The 15,999-nt window shown below is 57.4% G+C and carries 11 protein-coding genes; 7 read left to right on the forward strand and 4 right to left on the reverse strand.

Annotated elements, in window-relative coordinates:
- Positions 1-7: 7 nt before the first annotated feature.
- On the forward strand, positions 8-1,030 hold the full coding sequence (locus tag OSH09_RS10025) for an XdhC family protein (protein ID WP_266120889.1): 1,023 nt from the start codon (positions 8-10) through the stop codon (positions 1,028-1,030).
- Between the two features lie 184 nt (positions 1,031-1,214).
- Positions 1,215-2,699 (forward strand): NAD(P)H-hydrate dehydratase, encoded by a 1,485-nt coding sequence (locus OSH09_RS10030; protein WP_266120890.1) that lies wholly within the window; start codon positions 1,215-1,217, stop codon positions 2,697-2,699.
- A 9-nt stretch (positions 2,700-2,708) separates the two neighbouring features.
- Here OSH09_RS10030 and OSH09_RS10035 read toward each other — a convergent pair whose 3' ends face one another.
- Entirely contained in the window at positions 2,709-3,635 is a 927-nt protein-coding gene (locus OSH09_RS10035) for an EamA family transporter (protein ID WP_207871978.1), read from the reverse strand.
- 152 nt (positions 3,636-3,787) lie between these two features.
- On the opposite strand from OSH09_RS10035, the gene OSH09_RS10040 reads away from it, so the two are divergent.
- Positions 3,788-5,392, forward strand: a complete 1,605-nt coding sequence (locus tag OSH09_RS10040; protein WP_323178747.1) for a phospholipase D family protein — start codon at positions 3,788-3,790, stop codon at positions 5,390-5,392.
- 100 nt (positions 5,393-5,492) lie between these two features.
- Here OSH09_RS10040 and OSH09_RS10045 read toward each other — a convergent pair whose 3' ends face one another.
- Entirely contained in the window at positions 5,493-9,104 is a 3,612-nt protein-coding gene (locus tag OSH09_RS10045; RefSeq protein ID WP_266120891.1) for an AAA family ATPase, read from the reverse strand.
- Between the two features lie 195 nt (positions 9,105-9,299).
- Here OSH09_RS10045 and OSH09_RS10050 point away from each other — a divergent pair, with 195 nt between their 5' ends.
- From OSH09_RS10050 to OSH09_RS10065, 4 genes are all read left to right on the forward strand, one after another.
- A complete protein-coding gene (locus OSH09_RS10050) occupies positions 9,300-10,046 on the forward strand; it encodes a GntR family transcriptional regulator (RefSeq protein WP_207871972.1) in 747 nt (248 codons plus the stop codon).
- Positions 10,047-10,225: 179 nt separating this feature from the next.
- Positions 10,226-11,119, forward strand: a complete 894-nt coding sequence (locus tag OSH09_RS10055) for an MBL fold metallo-hydrolase (RefSeq protein ID WP_222668726.1) — start codon at positions 10,226-10,228, stop codon at positions 11,117-11,119.
- 21 nt (positions 11,120-11,140) lie between these two features.
- A complete protein-coding gene (locus tag OSH09_RS10060) occupies positions 11,141-12,115 on the forward strand; it encodes a Bug family tripartite tricarboxylate transporter substrate binding protein (RefSeq protein WP_266120892.1) in 975 nt (324 codons plus the stop codon).
- Between the two features lie 632 nt (positions 12,116-12,747).
- Positions 12,748-12,882, forward strand: coding sequence for a hypothetical protein (locus OSH09_RS10065; protein WP_266120893.1), 135 nt, complete (start codon positions 12,748-12,750; stop codon positions 12,880-12,882).
- Positions 12,883-13,366: 484 nt separating this feature from the next.
- Here the strand turns inward: OSH09_RS10065 and OSH09_RS10070 are convergent, their stop codons facing one another.
- Entirely contained in the window at positions 13,367-14,338 is a 972-nt protein-coding gene (locus OSH09_RS10070) for a Bug family tripartite tricarboxylate transporter substrate binding protein (RefSeq protein WP_207871966.1), read from the reverse strand.
- A gap of 37 nt (positions 14,339-14,375) precedes the next feature.
- Positions 14,376-15,965: a sulfatase family protein gene (locus OSH09_RS10075; protein WP_266120894.1), complete on the reverse strand. Its 1,590-nt coding sequence runs from the start codon at positions 15,963-15,965 to the stop codon at positions 14,376-14,378.
- Positions 15,966-15,999 lie beyond the last annotated feature (34 nt).

Genomic DNA, 15,999 nt, shown 5'->3' on the forward strand with positions numbered 1-15,999 from the left:
GACGACTATGGAGAGCCTGGATGTCAGGGTATTGCGCCAGTTGCAAGAGTGGCGCGCACAAGGACGTGATGCCATTCTGGTCACGGTTGTGCAGACCTGGGGTTCGTCCCCCCGTCCAGAGGGCTCCATCATGGCTCTGGAAAAGGGTGGGGCGGTGGTCGGATCGGTCTCGGGCGGTTGTATCGAGGACGATCTGATCCGCGCCTATCACGACCCTGAAGGGAGCGATAAACGCCTGCATGGGGATGGCCGCCCCCAACTGCTGACCTATGGCATCAGCGCGGATGAAGCGCACCGCTTTGGTCTGCCCTGCGGGGGCACGATACGCTTGCTGGTGGAGTTCAACCCCTGCCCGCAAGCCTTGTCGGATGTGCTGGGTTTGCTGGACCAGCGTCATCTGGTGCAACGCCATGTGGATCTGCACACTGGCCGTGCCTGGGGCAGCACCACCCGTGTTCCAGCGGCTTTGCACCTTAGCCAGGATTGCCTGTCTGTCACCTTTGGCCCGTCCTATCGGCTCCTGCTGATCGGGGGCGGGCAATTGTCCGAATACGTGGCCACCATTGCCTTGTTCAATGGCTTTGATGTGACGGTGTGCGATCCGCGCAGCGAGCATATTCAGGGCTGGAGCGTGGCGGGCGCACGTGTGGTCAGCGGCATGCCCGATGACGAGGTCATCGCCTGCGTGCCAGATCGGCGCACCGCCATTGTGGCCCTGACGCACGACCCCAAGCTGGACGATATGGCCTTGCTGGAGGCGCTGAAAAGCAGTGCCTTTTATGTGGGGGCGATTGGCTCGCGGCGTAATAACCAGAGCCGCCGCGAACGCCTGGCCGAGTACTTCGATTTGACGGCCCAGGAAATCGACAAGCTCAAAGGCCCGATTGGTTTGTATATAGGCAGCAAAACCCCGGCAGAGATTGCGGTCAGCATCATGGCTGAAATCATTGCCATTAAAAATGGGGTGGATGTGCCGCGTGAGCTGTCTGTGGGCTCGGTCAAGGATAGGCAGGAACAGCAGTCCGCCTAAGCAAGTGGCTGGCGATAGCGACAGTTCTGCATTCAGACAATTCGCACTAAGATAAGAGAACGGGCGGCGACCCGTTCTTTTTTTGTCGTCGGCCAGTCCAGTATCGAACGCCTTTTCGGGACCGCAAACGGGTGATAGTCCGTCTGTGGTCAGGTGTCTTTATTTCTGCCTTTGTGAGCCTGCCATGCCCCTCGTGTCCCAATATGGTTTTTTGCCCCTCAGCGCAGCTCCCGGAAAACAGGCCCTGTACAGCCCGGCACAATGCGCCAGTATGGACGCGGCGGCACCGGGTTTCGGGGTATCCATCGAGCAATTGATGCAGGCCGCCGCCAGTGCGGTGGCGCGGACTGTGCAGAGGCACTGGCCGCAAGGGGCCGTGCTGTTCTTGTGCGGGCCGGGTAATAACGGTGGTGATGCCTTGGTGGCCGCGCAAATTCTGCGCGAACAGGGGCGGGTTGTTTCTGTGTTCAGTCTGGTGGACCCGTCCGTGCGACAAGGAACGGCTGCCTGGGCGCAATCGCAATGGCAGGGTCGCTGGGAAAGCCAGTGCCCGGATTTCCGACGTTTTTCCGTGGTGGTGGATGGTTTGCTGGGTGCGGGTCTGGATCGTGACGTAGAAGGCGAGACAGCCGCCCTGATTCAGTCCCTGGCGGCTTCCAAAGTGCCTGTGTGTGCCATTGACGTGCCGTCGGGTCTGGATGGCGCCAGCGGGCAGGTGCGCGGTGGGGTGGCGCCTGCCACGGTGACAATCAGCTTTGTACGCTACAAGCCGGGTCATGTGCTGTATCCAGGGCGGGCCTTGTGCGGCAAGCTGGAACTGGCCGATATAGGCATGCCTGCCCCCGCTTTGCAGGAGCCCAATACCTGGTTGAATGAACCAGCTTTGTGGCAAGGCCATTTGCCGCAGTTGGGGGCCCGGAGTCACAAATACACCCGTGGACATGCCTTGGTGGTTGGGGGCGAACGAATGACGGGTGCCAGTCGTCTGGCGGCCCGTGCTGCGCAACGCGCTGGAGCTGGGCTGGTCAGCATGGCAGTGCCGCCTTCAGTCTGGCCCGTTTACGCCAGCGCAATGGACAGCATTATGGTGGCGCCTTTGGATGAAACCATTAGCACGGACGAACGGATTCGTGCCTGGCTGGTGGGGCCCGGAGCGGGCCTGGGGGAGGCGACCCGTCGTCTGACCTTGGCTTTGTTGGCGACCGGGAAACCGTGTGTGCTGGATGCGGATGCAATCAGCAGCTTTGCCGAACAGCCGCAGGAATTGCTGGATGCTTTGCACGAGCAATGTGTGTTGACTCCGCATGCCGGGGAGTTCGTTCGTGTTTTTGATGGCGGAGCAGATAGGTTGGAAGCCGCGCGTCTGGCGGCTCGGCAATGCGGGGCTGTGTTGGTTCTGAAGGGGGCGGATACGGTGATTGCCGCGCCGGACGGACGAGCCTTGATCAATGCCTGCGCGCCCCCCTGGTTGGCGACAGGAGGCAGCGGTGATGTATTGGCCGGTTTGGTGTGCGGCTTGTTGACCCAGGGCATGCCTGCTTTTGAGGCAGCAGGCGCTGCCGTCTGGCTTCATTCACAAGCCGCCCTGGAGTTTGGCCCCGGCCTGATTCCAGAAGATCTGTTGCAGGTGCTGCCGCGCGTTTGGCAGCGGCTTCTGTCCAGAGCCTAGTTTCTGCTGTTATTTATTACGGGGTGCGCGTTGGTAAGCCAGGGCAATAATCCCGCTTAGCACCACGGCCCCACCCAGCAATTGGGTGGAGTTCAAGGTTTGCTTCAGAATCAGCCAACCCAGAATCAGGGAAGCCACCGGCTCCATATTCATGAAGGGTGCGTTGCGCGTCATGTCCAGCCGTGGGGCCAGTACAAACAGGGTTACAAAGCCCGTGGTGTACAGCGCACAGACCAGCGACAGGGCAATCCAGCCAACAGCATCGTGGGGCAGGGATGAGCCACCGGGCAGCAGCCCCAAGGGGCTCAGGGCAATCAGGCAGACCAGAGTTTGGCTGATGGTACAGAAACTGCGTACCAGACCGGGCAGGGGCGCCAGTTTATTTTCTGTAATCCACAGGCCAATGGCAAAGGTCAGGGCAGTCAGCAGGCTGCATACCACGCCCAGCACCCATTGCGCATCCAGCGTTGCGCCCTTGATCAGGCTAGGTGTATCCAGTGCCAGCAAGAGACCGACCAGAATCGCCACCATGATGATGGAGGTCTTGCGAGTCGGTTTGTGCCCACCCAGTACCCAGGTCAGCAGGGCCAGCAGAATCGGGTACATATTGGCCACCAGCAAGGCCAGGGCCACCGGGATGCGGGCAATAGAGGAGTAAATCAGCATGCACTGCAGGGTGATCAGCCCGCCCAGCATCAGTTGCCAGCCCAGATACTGACGCGGCACATGCAAGGCTTGCTTGCGCCAGATCAGCAGCATGCTCAAGGCCAGGGTGGCTGCGGCCGAGCGGAAAATAACGGAGATGATGAGCCCGGTGCCGTGGTCCAGCGCCACTTTGGCCGCAATATGGTTGGCGGCGAAGGAGCTGCCCAGCATCAACAGCAAAATAATGGCAAGGTGGCGGGGCAGTAAAGCGGAAGACGTTGCGGGCGGCATGCTATTTGTTTCAGGTTTAAAGTATGGGTTGGTGCTTTATTGTTGTCCGCCCTGTCACTTGCTGCAAGTATTGATTGCGAAACGTGCCAGCGGTCTGCCGGGATGGCGGTGCTACTATGTGCAGCGATGCCCATGTCCACAGAGATGCTTTCATGAAAATCGACCCCAGCAAGAAGCCGACAATTCCCCGTTCCAAGGGGCAGCCTTTGTCCTTCTTTTGGCGCAGCCTGATTGCCGGTGGAGCCTTGCTGGCTGGCTTGACCGGGTGTGCCTTGCCCTCGCTGGAAGGGCGTAGCCAGACTGAAGCCTTGCCCCTGGATCAGGCGCAAAACACCATGATTGGTCAGGCTGTGGACCCCATGGCACAGCAGCATCCCGGACTGACGGGAATTTATCCCCTGTTCGATCCGCACGACGCCTATGCCGCCCGTGCCTTGCTGGCCTTTGCCGCGCAAAAAACCCTGGATGTGCAGTATTACATCTGGCGGGGCGATACCACCGGCACCCTTATGCTGGGCACCTTGTTGCAGGCAGCCGAGCGTGGTGTGCGTGTGCGTTTGCTGATTGACGACAATGGCATCACGGGCCTGGACGATACCTTGGCCGCCCTGAACGCACACCCCAATATTGAAGTGCGCCTGTTCAATCCTTTTGTGCTGCGTTGGCCCAAGCCGCTGGGTTTTCTGACGGACTTTTCCCGCCTGAACCGGCGCATGCACAACAAGTCCTTCACCGTGGATAACCAGGTCACCATTATTGGCGGGCGTAATGTGGGGGATGAGTATTTCGGTGCCACCCAGGACGTTCTGTTTGCAGACCTGGATGTGATGGCGATTGGCGCGGTTGTGCAGGATGTGTCCAAGGATTTTGATCGCTACTGGGCCAGCCAGTCCGCTTATCCGGTAGACAGTCTGATCAAGACGGGCGGCCCGGATGCCTTGGCCAAGTTTCAACAGCAGTTGCAAGAAGCCGAAGCGCAACCGCGTGCCAAAGACTATCAGCAAGTGTTGCGCGAATCGGATCTGGTCAGCCATTTAGTGCGGGGCGAGCTGGACTTCCAGTGGGCACGCACCACCATGATCAGCGATGATCCTGCCAAGGCCTTGGGTCCCGTGAACCCGGAGCAGTTGCTGGTCTGGCAAATGGACCATGTGCTGGGCAAACCCACTAGTCAGGTGGATCTGGTGTCCTCCTACTTCGTGCCCACCGCTGCGGGCGTTCGTGCGTTTGAGGACATGATGGCCCGGCCCGGAATGCGGGTACGGGTGCTGACCAATTCCCTGGCTGCTACGGATGTGACGGCCGTGCATGCAGGCTATGCAAAACGACGCAAGGCCTTGCTGGAGGCAGGCGTGCAGTTGTGGGAGCTGCGACCTACCCACGATAAGCCGACTCGCCACGGCTCCGGGCCGTTTGGTAGTTCCGGCTCGGCTTTGCATGCCAAGACCTTTGCGGTGGACGGCAAGCGCTTATTTGTGGGTTCCTTCAACTTCGATCCGCGTTCGGTCAATTTGAATACCGAGCTGGGCTTCATTATTGAAAGCTCGGAAATGGCGCAAGCCTTGTCCAAGAGTTTTGAGGAAGTCCTGCCTTACCGCAGCTATCGCGTCGAGCTGGATGATAAAGGGGAGCTGGTCTGGATTCAGTTGAATGAAGACGGCACCCAGCGCCTGTTCACGACGGAACCCAATGCCAGTATCTGGCGACGGGCCGGAGTGGGTGTGCTGTCTATCTTGCCGATTGAGTGGTTGCTCTAAGTCACGCTTTGCCAGGCGCAATGGATGTGAAATGCCCCCAAGGATAAAGCTGAATCCTTGGGGGCATGGTTATGCGTCTGCAGATTTTTTTTGAGGCCAACTACACCTTGAGTTTCTGCACAGCCTGTCGACGCGCCTGAATCCAGTCCGCGTAACGATGCAGGCTGTGTTTTTCCATGTGCTGCTCGGCCAAATTCCATTCCTGCAAGGCCTGGGCATTTTCGCCCAATGCCATCCAGGCATCCCCGCGTACACAGTGCAGCTCGGCGCCCAGGCTGTTGGTGTCGTAGCGCAGACCTTGTGCTGCAGCCTTGTCCAGCCAGGGCATGGCTTCATTGCTGCGACCCAGGCGAATCATGGCGCGAGCAATCCGGCTCATCAAACCATCGGTGCTGATGGGCAGACCGTACTGAGCAATTTGCACGCAGTCGAGCAGGGATTGCAGGCTGGTCTCGCGGCCATGCAGCATCACATGGCAATAGTGCAGGTAAGAGCGGCTAAGCGCAGACCAGGGCTCGGGGTTGTGCGACTTTTGCAGCTCTTGCAAGGACAGCTCGGCCACTTGCAGGCAGTCTTCCAGTTGCTCCATCAGGTAGTAAGCCTGCATTACGAACAGATGGGTAATGGCTCGCAGGGAAAAAGCGGTATCGGCGCGCAAGCTTTGCAAGGCCAGGTGCGCATGTTGCTGAGCGGCGTCCATATTGCCTTGCAAGGCCAGGGCGACACTCAAGGTGCCAAAGGTAATGGACTGCGGGAAATGCTCGGCAATGGCCTGACGACTGTTCTGCTCTTTCAGATCATCAAACACGGCCAGGCTCAGGTTCAGCGTCTGGACGGCATTATTGACATTGCCTTTCCAGAGCTCGTGCTGGCCAATCGCGTACAGAGCCCAGCTCCGGTTTTGATCGTGGCTGGTTTCATTGGCCAGGGCCAGCAGTTGGCGCGCCTTTTGCAAGGCTTGCTCGAAGTTGCCCTGGGCTTGAAACGCCGTCCAGGCCGTCCACAAGCTGATCATGACCTGATCCGAGTCATGCTCGTCATGCAGCTCATGCCCCAGCTCGTAAGCCATGGCGGTAGACGCAGAGGCCGGGCCGTACAGGGCCGATTCAATGGCGCCTTGCAACATGCGACATTCAAACTGCAGGGTTTGGCGAACCTGCAGGTCCTCAATCAGTTCGCTGCGGTTCAAGGAGCGTTGCAGGTATTGGCTGGCCTGACGCAGATCGTCTTTTGCCAGCGCCTCACGGGCGGCGCGTTGCCACCAGAAAGCCGCTTCCGCGCTTTCGGCTTCACATAGATGCAGAGCAATCTGCTCGGGGGCATGGCGACGGCGTATGCCGTGCTGGGCGATGGCATGGTGGGACTGGCGCAGTTCTTCACGCATTGCCACGCGCTCCAGCGCCTGGGCGGCCAGAGGCAGGCAGGAGACGCTCTCGTCATGCAGGTCAATCAAGTCCAGCGTGGCCAGTGTGTCCAGACCACTGCTCAGCGCGGCTTGGTCCAGGCGCAACATCAGGGCCAGTTCGTCGATGGCAATGGTTTGCTCATGCAAGGCAATGCTGAGCAGGATGTGGCGCGTAGCGGGCAAGAGGCTGTGGTACTGAGTACAGATCAGATCAGTCAGGCACAGCGCGTCGCTGCATTCGATATTCAGTTCGTGGCAGCGCAGCAGCTCATTGGCGTGGCCCGGATTGCCTGCGCTTAACTTGACCAGACGGCTGCGCTTGTCACGGGCCAGTCGTTGGCCACGTTGGCCGCCCAGCAAGCTGTTGATGTTGGAGCGATCCAGGGCACGCAAACTCAAGTGCTCGGCGCGTTCCAGACCATGGCCTGGCTTGCGGCTGGTGGTCAGCAAGAGGGTCGGGTGACGCGGTGCAGTATGCGCCAGCAAGCGAATCAGACGCTGGGTAGGCGGGTCGGCCCACTGAACATTTTCAATAATCAGCAAACGGCGGCGGGGGGAATTGCCCTGGCCGCTGAGCAGATTGAACAAGAGGTCCATATGAGCCGTAGAGGGCTCATTCAAGTCCTGCTCGTCAGGTCCGCTGTTCAACCATTGATGCAGGGACTGGGCCTGTTTGGGGCTGATCTCCAGGGCCTCTTGCAAGGTCTGCACAGAAAAGGGGTCGCTAGGCTTGCTGCTTTGCGACGTGAGGTAATCGCCAATCTGCTCGTGCAGCCATTGACGAATCGGGTGCCAGGCCACGCGGCGTTTATCTTCGCGACAATGCAGCACAATGCAGTGGTGGGCCGTTTTTTGTACATAGTCGGCCAGCGACTGCACCAGCAGGCTTTTGCCAATATGGGCGCGGCCGTGAATGGCGATGTGATGCAAGGCACGATTAGGCCCGATATGTGACCAGGCTTGCACCAGATGATCGAACTCCTGGGAGCGACCATAGACGCGGCTGGTTAAACGGCTGTGATCAATATCAGAGGGGCTGAGGTTCAGCCACAGGGCTTCATTGTGGCGACCCAGAGGGCCTTGAATATCCTTGATGTCCAGACGCAACGCAGCTTGCGAACTGATACGCGGTGCGCCGGGTGCAGCCTCCCAACTCAGGGGCAGCACAATCTGTGCCAATTGGCCCCATGGGTCGGGATAAGCGCTTTGGTCATCCATTGCCAGATCGGCATGAAGGGCGATGCTCAGCTTGACGTGCTCATCCATGCGCAAGGTCGCGGCGACGCGGGCCAGTTGGGCCGCCTGGGTGACGGGCGACTCCAGCAACTCGGGATAGCCAAAGTAAGCGATCAACTGATTGGGACCGGCCTCGCAGGGCCAGCCACCATGATGCTCAATCAATTGGTGCAAGGTCTGGCGGCTGCGTTCCAGCAATAGGCCACCTTGCTCGCGAGCATGGCGGTGGCCGGGTTCAAATCGCAGGCAGAAACCCACTGCGGCCAAAGGACGCAGACGCAAGGAGACCGACTTGGGCAGAGCTGTGGCGGGCAGATTTGCAGGGCGCTGTGGCAAATCCACCAGGCTGCGCGTTTGGGCGCTAGGCTCACAACCCAGACGATCCGCCAGCAGTACCGAGCATTGCTCGTAGGCGTGCAAGGCGGCTTCGTGTTGGCCTTCCTGCTTGAGCAGACGAATCAGCTCCTGATGCAGCTTTTCTTCTTCCGGCCAGATCAGGAGCCAGCGTTTAAGGTAACTGATTGCTTGCGGCGTGGGTAGCGCAGCCAGGCCGGATTGTATGTAACGGTCACGACATTGCGACAGAGTCTGTCGAATGTTTTGCTGTGTATCTTGCAACCAGTCCTGCAACTGTTCGCCATGATGCAACTTGACCTGGCCCAGCAAGGGGCCTTGATACAGATTCAGGCGTTCCAGGTCATTGAGCGAGGGCTGGCTGGGGTGTTGCAGCAGGCTCAGCACATCCACCTGGGCCCGGCTAGGGTCCAGGGCCAAGGTGTCATTGGTAATGTGCAGGGCCTGATCACAGCCTTCAAAGGCGCGGCGCAAGGCATGTAGCGCATGGCGCAAACGAGCACGGCCCACACTGATCGGGTCTTCGTGCCAGATCGTTTCAGCCAGGCGGCTACGACTGATCGGTTTGCCCTGCGCTAGCGCCAACATGGACAACAAAATACGCGCTTTATCGTAATTAATGATTTGTGCGCGGCATTGTCCTTGAACCAGTAGTCGGTACGTACCGAGTAGGTAAATTTGGGCCAAGTGCGAAGCAGAGGAAGGCAAAACATCCATGGGCTCGGGCTCGTATCAAGAGTTAAGCAATGATTGGGATAATGTATCCGATCCGTTTAATTTTCGTTTACCAACTTTTGCAAAAATAAACGCCTTGCTTGTTCAAGATTAAACCTTTTTGGGATATCTCCGGCTTATCCCGTCGCAGGCTATGATGTGGGCTTGTCACTTTCTTGTGCTTAGACGCCTCTTCGTATGGCTGATCCCACACGTTCTTCGCTGCGCAAACAGTCCAAATTGCCCCTGTCGCTCAAGGTGAAATATACCTTGCGAGCGCGCCTGGAGCGTGGCGAATGGCCAGTGGGAACGCGTATTCCCACCTTGGAAGAGCTGATGCAGGAATACGGCGTCTCGCGTGCAACTGTGCGGGCCGCGCTGGACGAACTGGAAAATGAAGGCCTGATTGAACGCACGCGTGGCAAAGGAACCTTTGTTATTGGTGATGTAGCCCAGGATCATTGGCTGATGCTACCCACCAACTGGGACGCTCTGATTGAACATTTGACGCGTCTGGATTCGGTCATGGTGGAGCTGGGCCAGGGGACAGGGGCCTTGCCCATAGAGATTACGGGCCAGTCCTTGCCGGATGATTACTGGTGGACCAGTCGCATCAATTACGCGGATGGGGTGGCTTACAGCCTGAACACGGTCTATGTTCTGAACACCCTGGCGCAGACCCTGCAGCCTGAATTAAGCCAGCAGCCTGTGTTGCTGGTGCTGAATCGTTTGGCTCGCGAGCAGATTCACACCATACGTCAAACACTGACGGTACGAGTGGCGGATGCGGATTTGGCTCGCCATCTGAACATGGACATAGGCATGCCTGTTGTACGGGTAATTCGCCTGATTCTGAACCGTGCTGATCAACTGGTGTATGCGGCGCAGGTCTTTTATCCCGCCAAATACTTGAGCATTCAGACAGAACTCTCCCCCGGCTTTTAAGCCTGCCACCCCAGGCGCCATGCGCCTTTACGACACTTCTAGGTAAAAACACCAAGTTATCGGTCTGGAAGACGAGGTGTACACTTTTTTCATAAAGTCCTAAAAATAGAACTTTATGACTTTATCGAAGAGGCACTGTTCTGGTGCCGGATGTTTTTATCTGATTGAAGGAGCTTTACGTGAAGATAACCATGCTTGGCACCGGCGCTGCGTTGCCTGATCCGGACCGTGCCCAGTCGTCCATTTTGGTGACGCTGGATAACGGCAAGAATTACCTGTTTGATTGCGGCGAAGGGTCCACGCGTCAGATGGTGAAGGCCAATATCAATCCGGCTGATGTGCCTTGGGTGTTTCTAAGTCACCTGCACTATGACCACGTCTGCGGTTTGCCGTTTTTTGTCTTGTCTAGCTGGGTTTTCAACCGCGAAGGCAGGCTGAAGGTTTTTGGTCCCAAGGGGACTCAGGACTTTGTGGATCACTCTTTCGAGAACGGCGCTTTCCGTGTGGATATTCAGGCCCGTGCCGCGTATCCGGCCCGTAAAAAGAATATCGAAGCCGTACGCCCCGAGGTGTTCGAGGTGGAGCCTGGTCTGATGTACGAGGATGAGGACGTCAAAATCTACATTGATGTGGTGGATCACATTCCGACGGAAATTACGGATTGTTTTGGTATTCGTATGGAGGCCGAGGGCAAAGTGGTGGCTTTCAGTGGCGATACGGCTCCGTGTGAATCCATGATCCGCTTGGCTCAGGATGCGGATTTGCTGATTCACGAGTGCACTTTCCCTGAGTCTTTCTTGAAACACCGTGCGGAATCGGGGGTGGGCACTTTTGCTCATACCAGTCCTTTGCAGTTGGGTGAAATCGCCCGCCGAGCCAATGTGAAGAGTTTAGTGGCCACCCACTTTGGGCATTACGATTCCACCAGCCCGGTGATTAAACGTGCGGCGGGTAATCATTTGCCGGTTGATTTGATGGGGCCTGAACGCCTGGACGAAGTGGCTCGGGATATTCGCAAGAGCTACAAGGGCGACTTGCGTTTGGCAACGGACTTGATGCGCATAGACCTGTAAAAGGCGCGCGGGGGAGACAAGATGCAAGTAATCAAAAAAACAGTGTTGGGTCTGATGGCTGCCCTTTGCCTGGGAGGGGCGGGATTGGCCTGGGCGGACTACCCTGATCATCCGGTGAAGGTTGTGATTCCTTATCCACCGGGAGCTGCCGGGGACATTATTTTCCGTATTTTGCAGCCTGAGCTGTCCCGTGAATTGGGGCAGACGGTGATTACAGATTACAAGACCGGGGCGGGTGGCAATATCGGCACGCAAATGGTGGCGCGCTCCAAGCCAGATGGCTACACCTTGCTGTTTTCAGCGACCAATAATTTTGTGATCAATCAGTTCCTGTACAAGAACATGGGCTATGACCCGGCCAAGGATCTGTATGTCATCAACAAGGTCGCAGATGCGGCGGCCCTGGTTTATGTGAATGGGCAGTTGCCGGTCAACACGATGGCTGAGTTTCGGGATTATGTTCAGCAGCGCAAGGGGCAGGTGAATTACGGGACGCCGGGGGCGGGGACGACGCCAGAGTTATCTGCGTGGAAGCTGTCCGAGGCTCTGGAAGGCGACATGCTGGGTATTCATTACCGGGGTTCGGCGCCGGGGATTCAGGCTTTGTTGAGCAATGAAGTGCAGATGTTTATCAGCAGCTATGGTTTGGGGGCGGCCTTTTTGCCAGAAGGCCGTTTGAAGGCGTTGGCGGTGGCTTTGCCGGAGCGTTTCCCTGCCTTGCCGGATGTCCCCACGATGGAGGAGCTGGGCTACAAGGATGTGGTCATCAGTAACTGGTGGGCGTTGGCAGTTCCTGCCGGGACGGATGCGGAGATTGTGGCCAAGATTGAAGGGGCTTTGGAGAAAGTGCTGGCTGATTCGGAGATTCGCAAGAAGTTACTGGATCAGGGGTATTTGCTGTCCAAGGTGTCTGCTGAGGAGTTTCGGAAAGGGCTGCCTGCGGAGGCGGATTACTGGCATGACATTGTGACTCGGGCGGGGATCAGCCTGGATTAAGGCTGGTTTCTGGTTCTGCTTTTGCTGTTGGTTCACAAGGGCGTCATTACCTTGATGAGCTAAAAGGCGGCGGCATGGCAGAACTTAGGTGACTGGGGCGGTGCAGCGGCTTTCTTCTGGTCGTGCTGTTTGGGCTATGCGGGGGAGCGCGAGGGTTTTCTTGTGGGGCCCGTGTCCGGCTTGTCTTGGCGGGCCCCTTGCCCACGCTGCGCGTGGGTTCCCTTGTCAGTGTGACGGGGCGGGCGGGTCGTGAACTCGGAGCGCGATTTGTCCCCCGGACAAACCGCAAGCGTGCTCCTCAAACAGCACGACCCTTGCATCCCGCCCCGTCACACTGCCCGCGGCAAGAGTCCTGACTCGCCCGACAAGCCGGACACGGGCCCCACAAGAAAACAAGCCACATCGTGTACATAGCCCAAACAGCACTGGAGAGGAGAAAAGGTTTGGATTTGTTGAACGGTGATTTCGTGTTTTTTGGGATGCTTCAGGCGGGTCTTGAGCCTGGTTTGAAGACGTGGGTGACAGGCGAGGTGATTGGAGTTGAAGAAAAAGTGGGTGGGGGTTAGGTAGCTTTTTTATGATGCCGGAGGGGGCTTTAAGTTTTTTGGGCGCTACTCTTTTTGGCTTTGGCTTTGGCTTTGGCTTTGGCTTTGGCTTTGGCTTTGGCTTTGGCTTTGGCTTTGGCTTTGGTATTTGTTGTTGTTGTTGTTGTTGTTGTTGTTGTTGTTGTTGTTGTTGTCGTCGGTGGTCACTTCTGGCGCCATTGACCTCGCACTATCAACGGGACATAAAAACAGTAAATCTCATACCGCACTAAGCCATTCAGTTGGCTCTTAAACAGAAGGGAACAGAGTAGTGTGAGTCTGCCGGTTGGTGCAGGTGTAGCAGTGGTCGGGCGGATCAGAGTACTTGCCGCGGTCAGGAGATAGCGTAGGGGTGCAAGCATCCTGCTGTTTGAGCGGGGCGCTTGTGGTTCGTCCGGGGGACGAACCACCCCGCGAGTTCAGGATGCGCCCGTAGCTATCTCCTGACAAGGGCACCGGTGCGCAGCACCGGCAAGTGCTCAGCCCGACCACTGCTACACCTGTACTAACCGGCTCCCTGCTCCTGCTCCCTTCTTTTTGCGAGCTGCCTCGCCATCAAGCATTGAGCCTCCCCGAAGCAACTCCACGAAGAAAGCCTGCCCTCAGCAACACCTACGCAGCCCCAAAAAAAAACGGCCCCTGAAACCAGGGGCTGTAATTCCAACAATTACTGATCAGAGCGAATATTGTTATCCCGCACAATCTGCTCCCAGCGAGCACTACGCTGCTGCACCCATTGGGCTGGAGAAACCTTGGACGAATCGTAGGCTTGAATATCCAGCATCCGCAAAGTCTCGGCGGTGGAAGGGCGCTTCACGATATCGCTCAGCAAATCATTCCAAGCCTTGATCTTCTCGGGAGGCGAACCCTTGGTGGTGAACACCAGGTACGAGAAGCTTTCGTCAAAGTTTTCCAGACCTGGCAACTTTGCCTCAGCCAAAGTAGGAACCTCAGGCAGCAAAGGATTGCGCTTGCCGCCAGATGTTGCCAAGGGAGTCAGCAAACCCTCCTTGATCGGACCCAAAACACCAGCAATCGTCAGAAAGCCGCTGTCCAGACGCTCGCCATACATATCATTGACCACAGCGCTATTGCTGCGATACGGAATGTGATCCAGCTTGATGCCGCTATCTTGCGTCAGGGCCGACATCATCAAATGCCCAGGTGAACCCATACCGGCGGAGCCGTAATTCATGGGCTTGGCACGTGCACGATCCAGAAACTCGGCAGGTGTGGTGATGCCAGTTTTGCTGGGAACCACCAGAACCTGGTCAAACGTCCCCAGTAAGGACACCAGCTCCAGGGACTCGCCAATCTTGAATTTGCTGTTGACGTAAATATGCGGATTGGCGGTGGCAACCGTATCCAGCGTCAACAGCAAGGTATTGCCGTCCGGCTTGGCGCGGCCCACCGCTTCAGCAGCAATTGTCCCTGCTGCACCGGCGCGGTTCTCTACCACAATCGTCTGGCCGGTAGTTTCAGTGGCCTCGCGGGCCAACATACGACCCAGGACATCCAGCGGGCCGCCTGCCACGGAACTGACCACAATCGTGGCCACCTCGGCACTCTGGACTGGCGTAGCCAAAGGTAAGATCAGCGCACAAATGCTTACTTTGCGCAGCAAGGAAAGGGTGGGCATAGATGTCTCCAGATTAGGGTAGTTAAAAGTATTCAGCTCACGCTATCGCCAGAGGTAGAGGGCTGGTTTCACTGTGAGCCATCATGGTATCGATCAATTGACACAAAAGCGTTGTTTTTAACGCCTGTGCATCCGGTTCGTCCCATAAATTATGTTGCTCCAGCGGATCAGCTTGCAGATCGTAAAGCTCACCAATCTGACCACCTTCATACAAGCTCAGACGATGCTGCTGCGTGACCAGCGAACGCAGCTTGGTGCGGATAGGTGTATTGAACAGCTTGCGCTGGTTTTCTTCCTCAATCAGTACACCCTTGCGCCAATCCACAGGCTCGTTCTGCATGACGTTCAGCAAGGAGCGGCCTTGAATGCCGTTGTAGGGCAACTGCCCCGCACGCTGCAAAACCGTAGGCGCGACGTCAATGGTAGAACAGACCGCCGGGCTTGTACCTTGCGCTTTCGCATCCTGGGGGTCAAACCAGATAAAGGGGCTGCGAATAATGCTCTGGTAATGCACAGGCCCTTTCAGCATCAACTGATGGTCGCCCATGAAGTCGCCATGGTCGCTCATGAATATGACGATGGTGTTTTCGGCCTGGCCCGTGTGCTCCAGATGGTCCAGAATGCGCCCGATCTCGGCATCAATATGCGTAATAGAACCGTAGTTCAAGGCAATTGCCTCGCGGGCTTCGCGCTCGGAGCAGGCAAACAGCGTCGGTGTGTGCTTGATAGCTTTGCCTTCATCACGCAACTGATGCAGCAATTGCAGATGGGCGGGCAGGGGATGCGGGCCCAGGTGGAAGGAGTCGGGCAGGCTGACCTCTTCAGGTTTGTACATGTCCCAGTACTGGCCGTGCGGGGTGAAGGGGTGATGCGGGTCCGGGAAGGAGCACTGAATAAAGAAAGGCTGTTGCTCCTGGGCATATTTGTCCAGCACTGCGCGGGTGCGCTCACCAATCCAGGCCGTGGTGCTGTACTCTTCTGGCACACGGGTGCGCCAGGCTTGGCCAATCCGGCTTAATTCGTAGTCTGGCGTCGGGATGGCGTTTTCAGGGCCGGACAAGGCGGCGATCTCGGGGTGTTCGTCCTGCAACCAGCGGCCGTAATCGCCCCAGACCTGATCGCCGTGATCAATGGCCAGGTCTACATGCTCGTAGCCGTAGAAAGGCAGTTGCACGCCGTGATCTGCGCGATCTCGCCACCATTGGCCGCATTCCTGACCGTAGTCATTGGTCGGCAAGGGCGGGCGGGCTTCGCCTTGGGTGGGAGGATCATCCGGGCGTGGATACAGCGGTGGAGTATCCGTAATGTTTTGCAAGTGTGCTTTGCCCACCAGGGCCGTACTCCAGCCCGCCTGACGCAGGACATCCACAAAGGTGCTGGAGTCCAGCGGCAGGGGCACCCCGTTGTGACGGGCGCCGTGTACCGATGGCATGCGGCCTGTCATCAAGGACGCGCGATTTGGCATGCAGATGGGGGTGGCGACGTAAAATCGATCAGCACTCCAACCGCGAGCCGCTAAAGCATCCAGATTGGGCGTTTTTACTTCTTTATTGCCATAGCAAGCTAAATGGTCAGCGCGGAGCTGATCCGCAATAATCAATAAAAAATTGGGTACTGATTGAGACATGAAGTGCCTATTTTGTAGCTTTGGGTATCCCCAT

This window comes from Alcaligenes parafaecalis, from assembly GCF_026344135.1.
Taxonomy (GTDB): Bacteria; Pseudomonadota; Gammaproteobacteria; order Burkholderiales; family Burkholderiaceae_B; genus Alcaligenes; species Alcaligenes parafaecalis.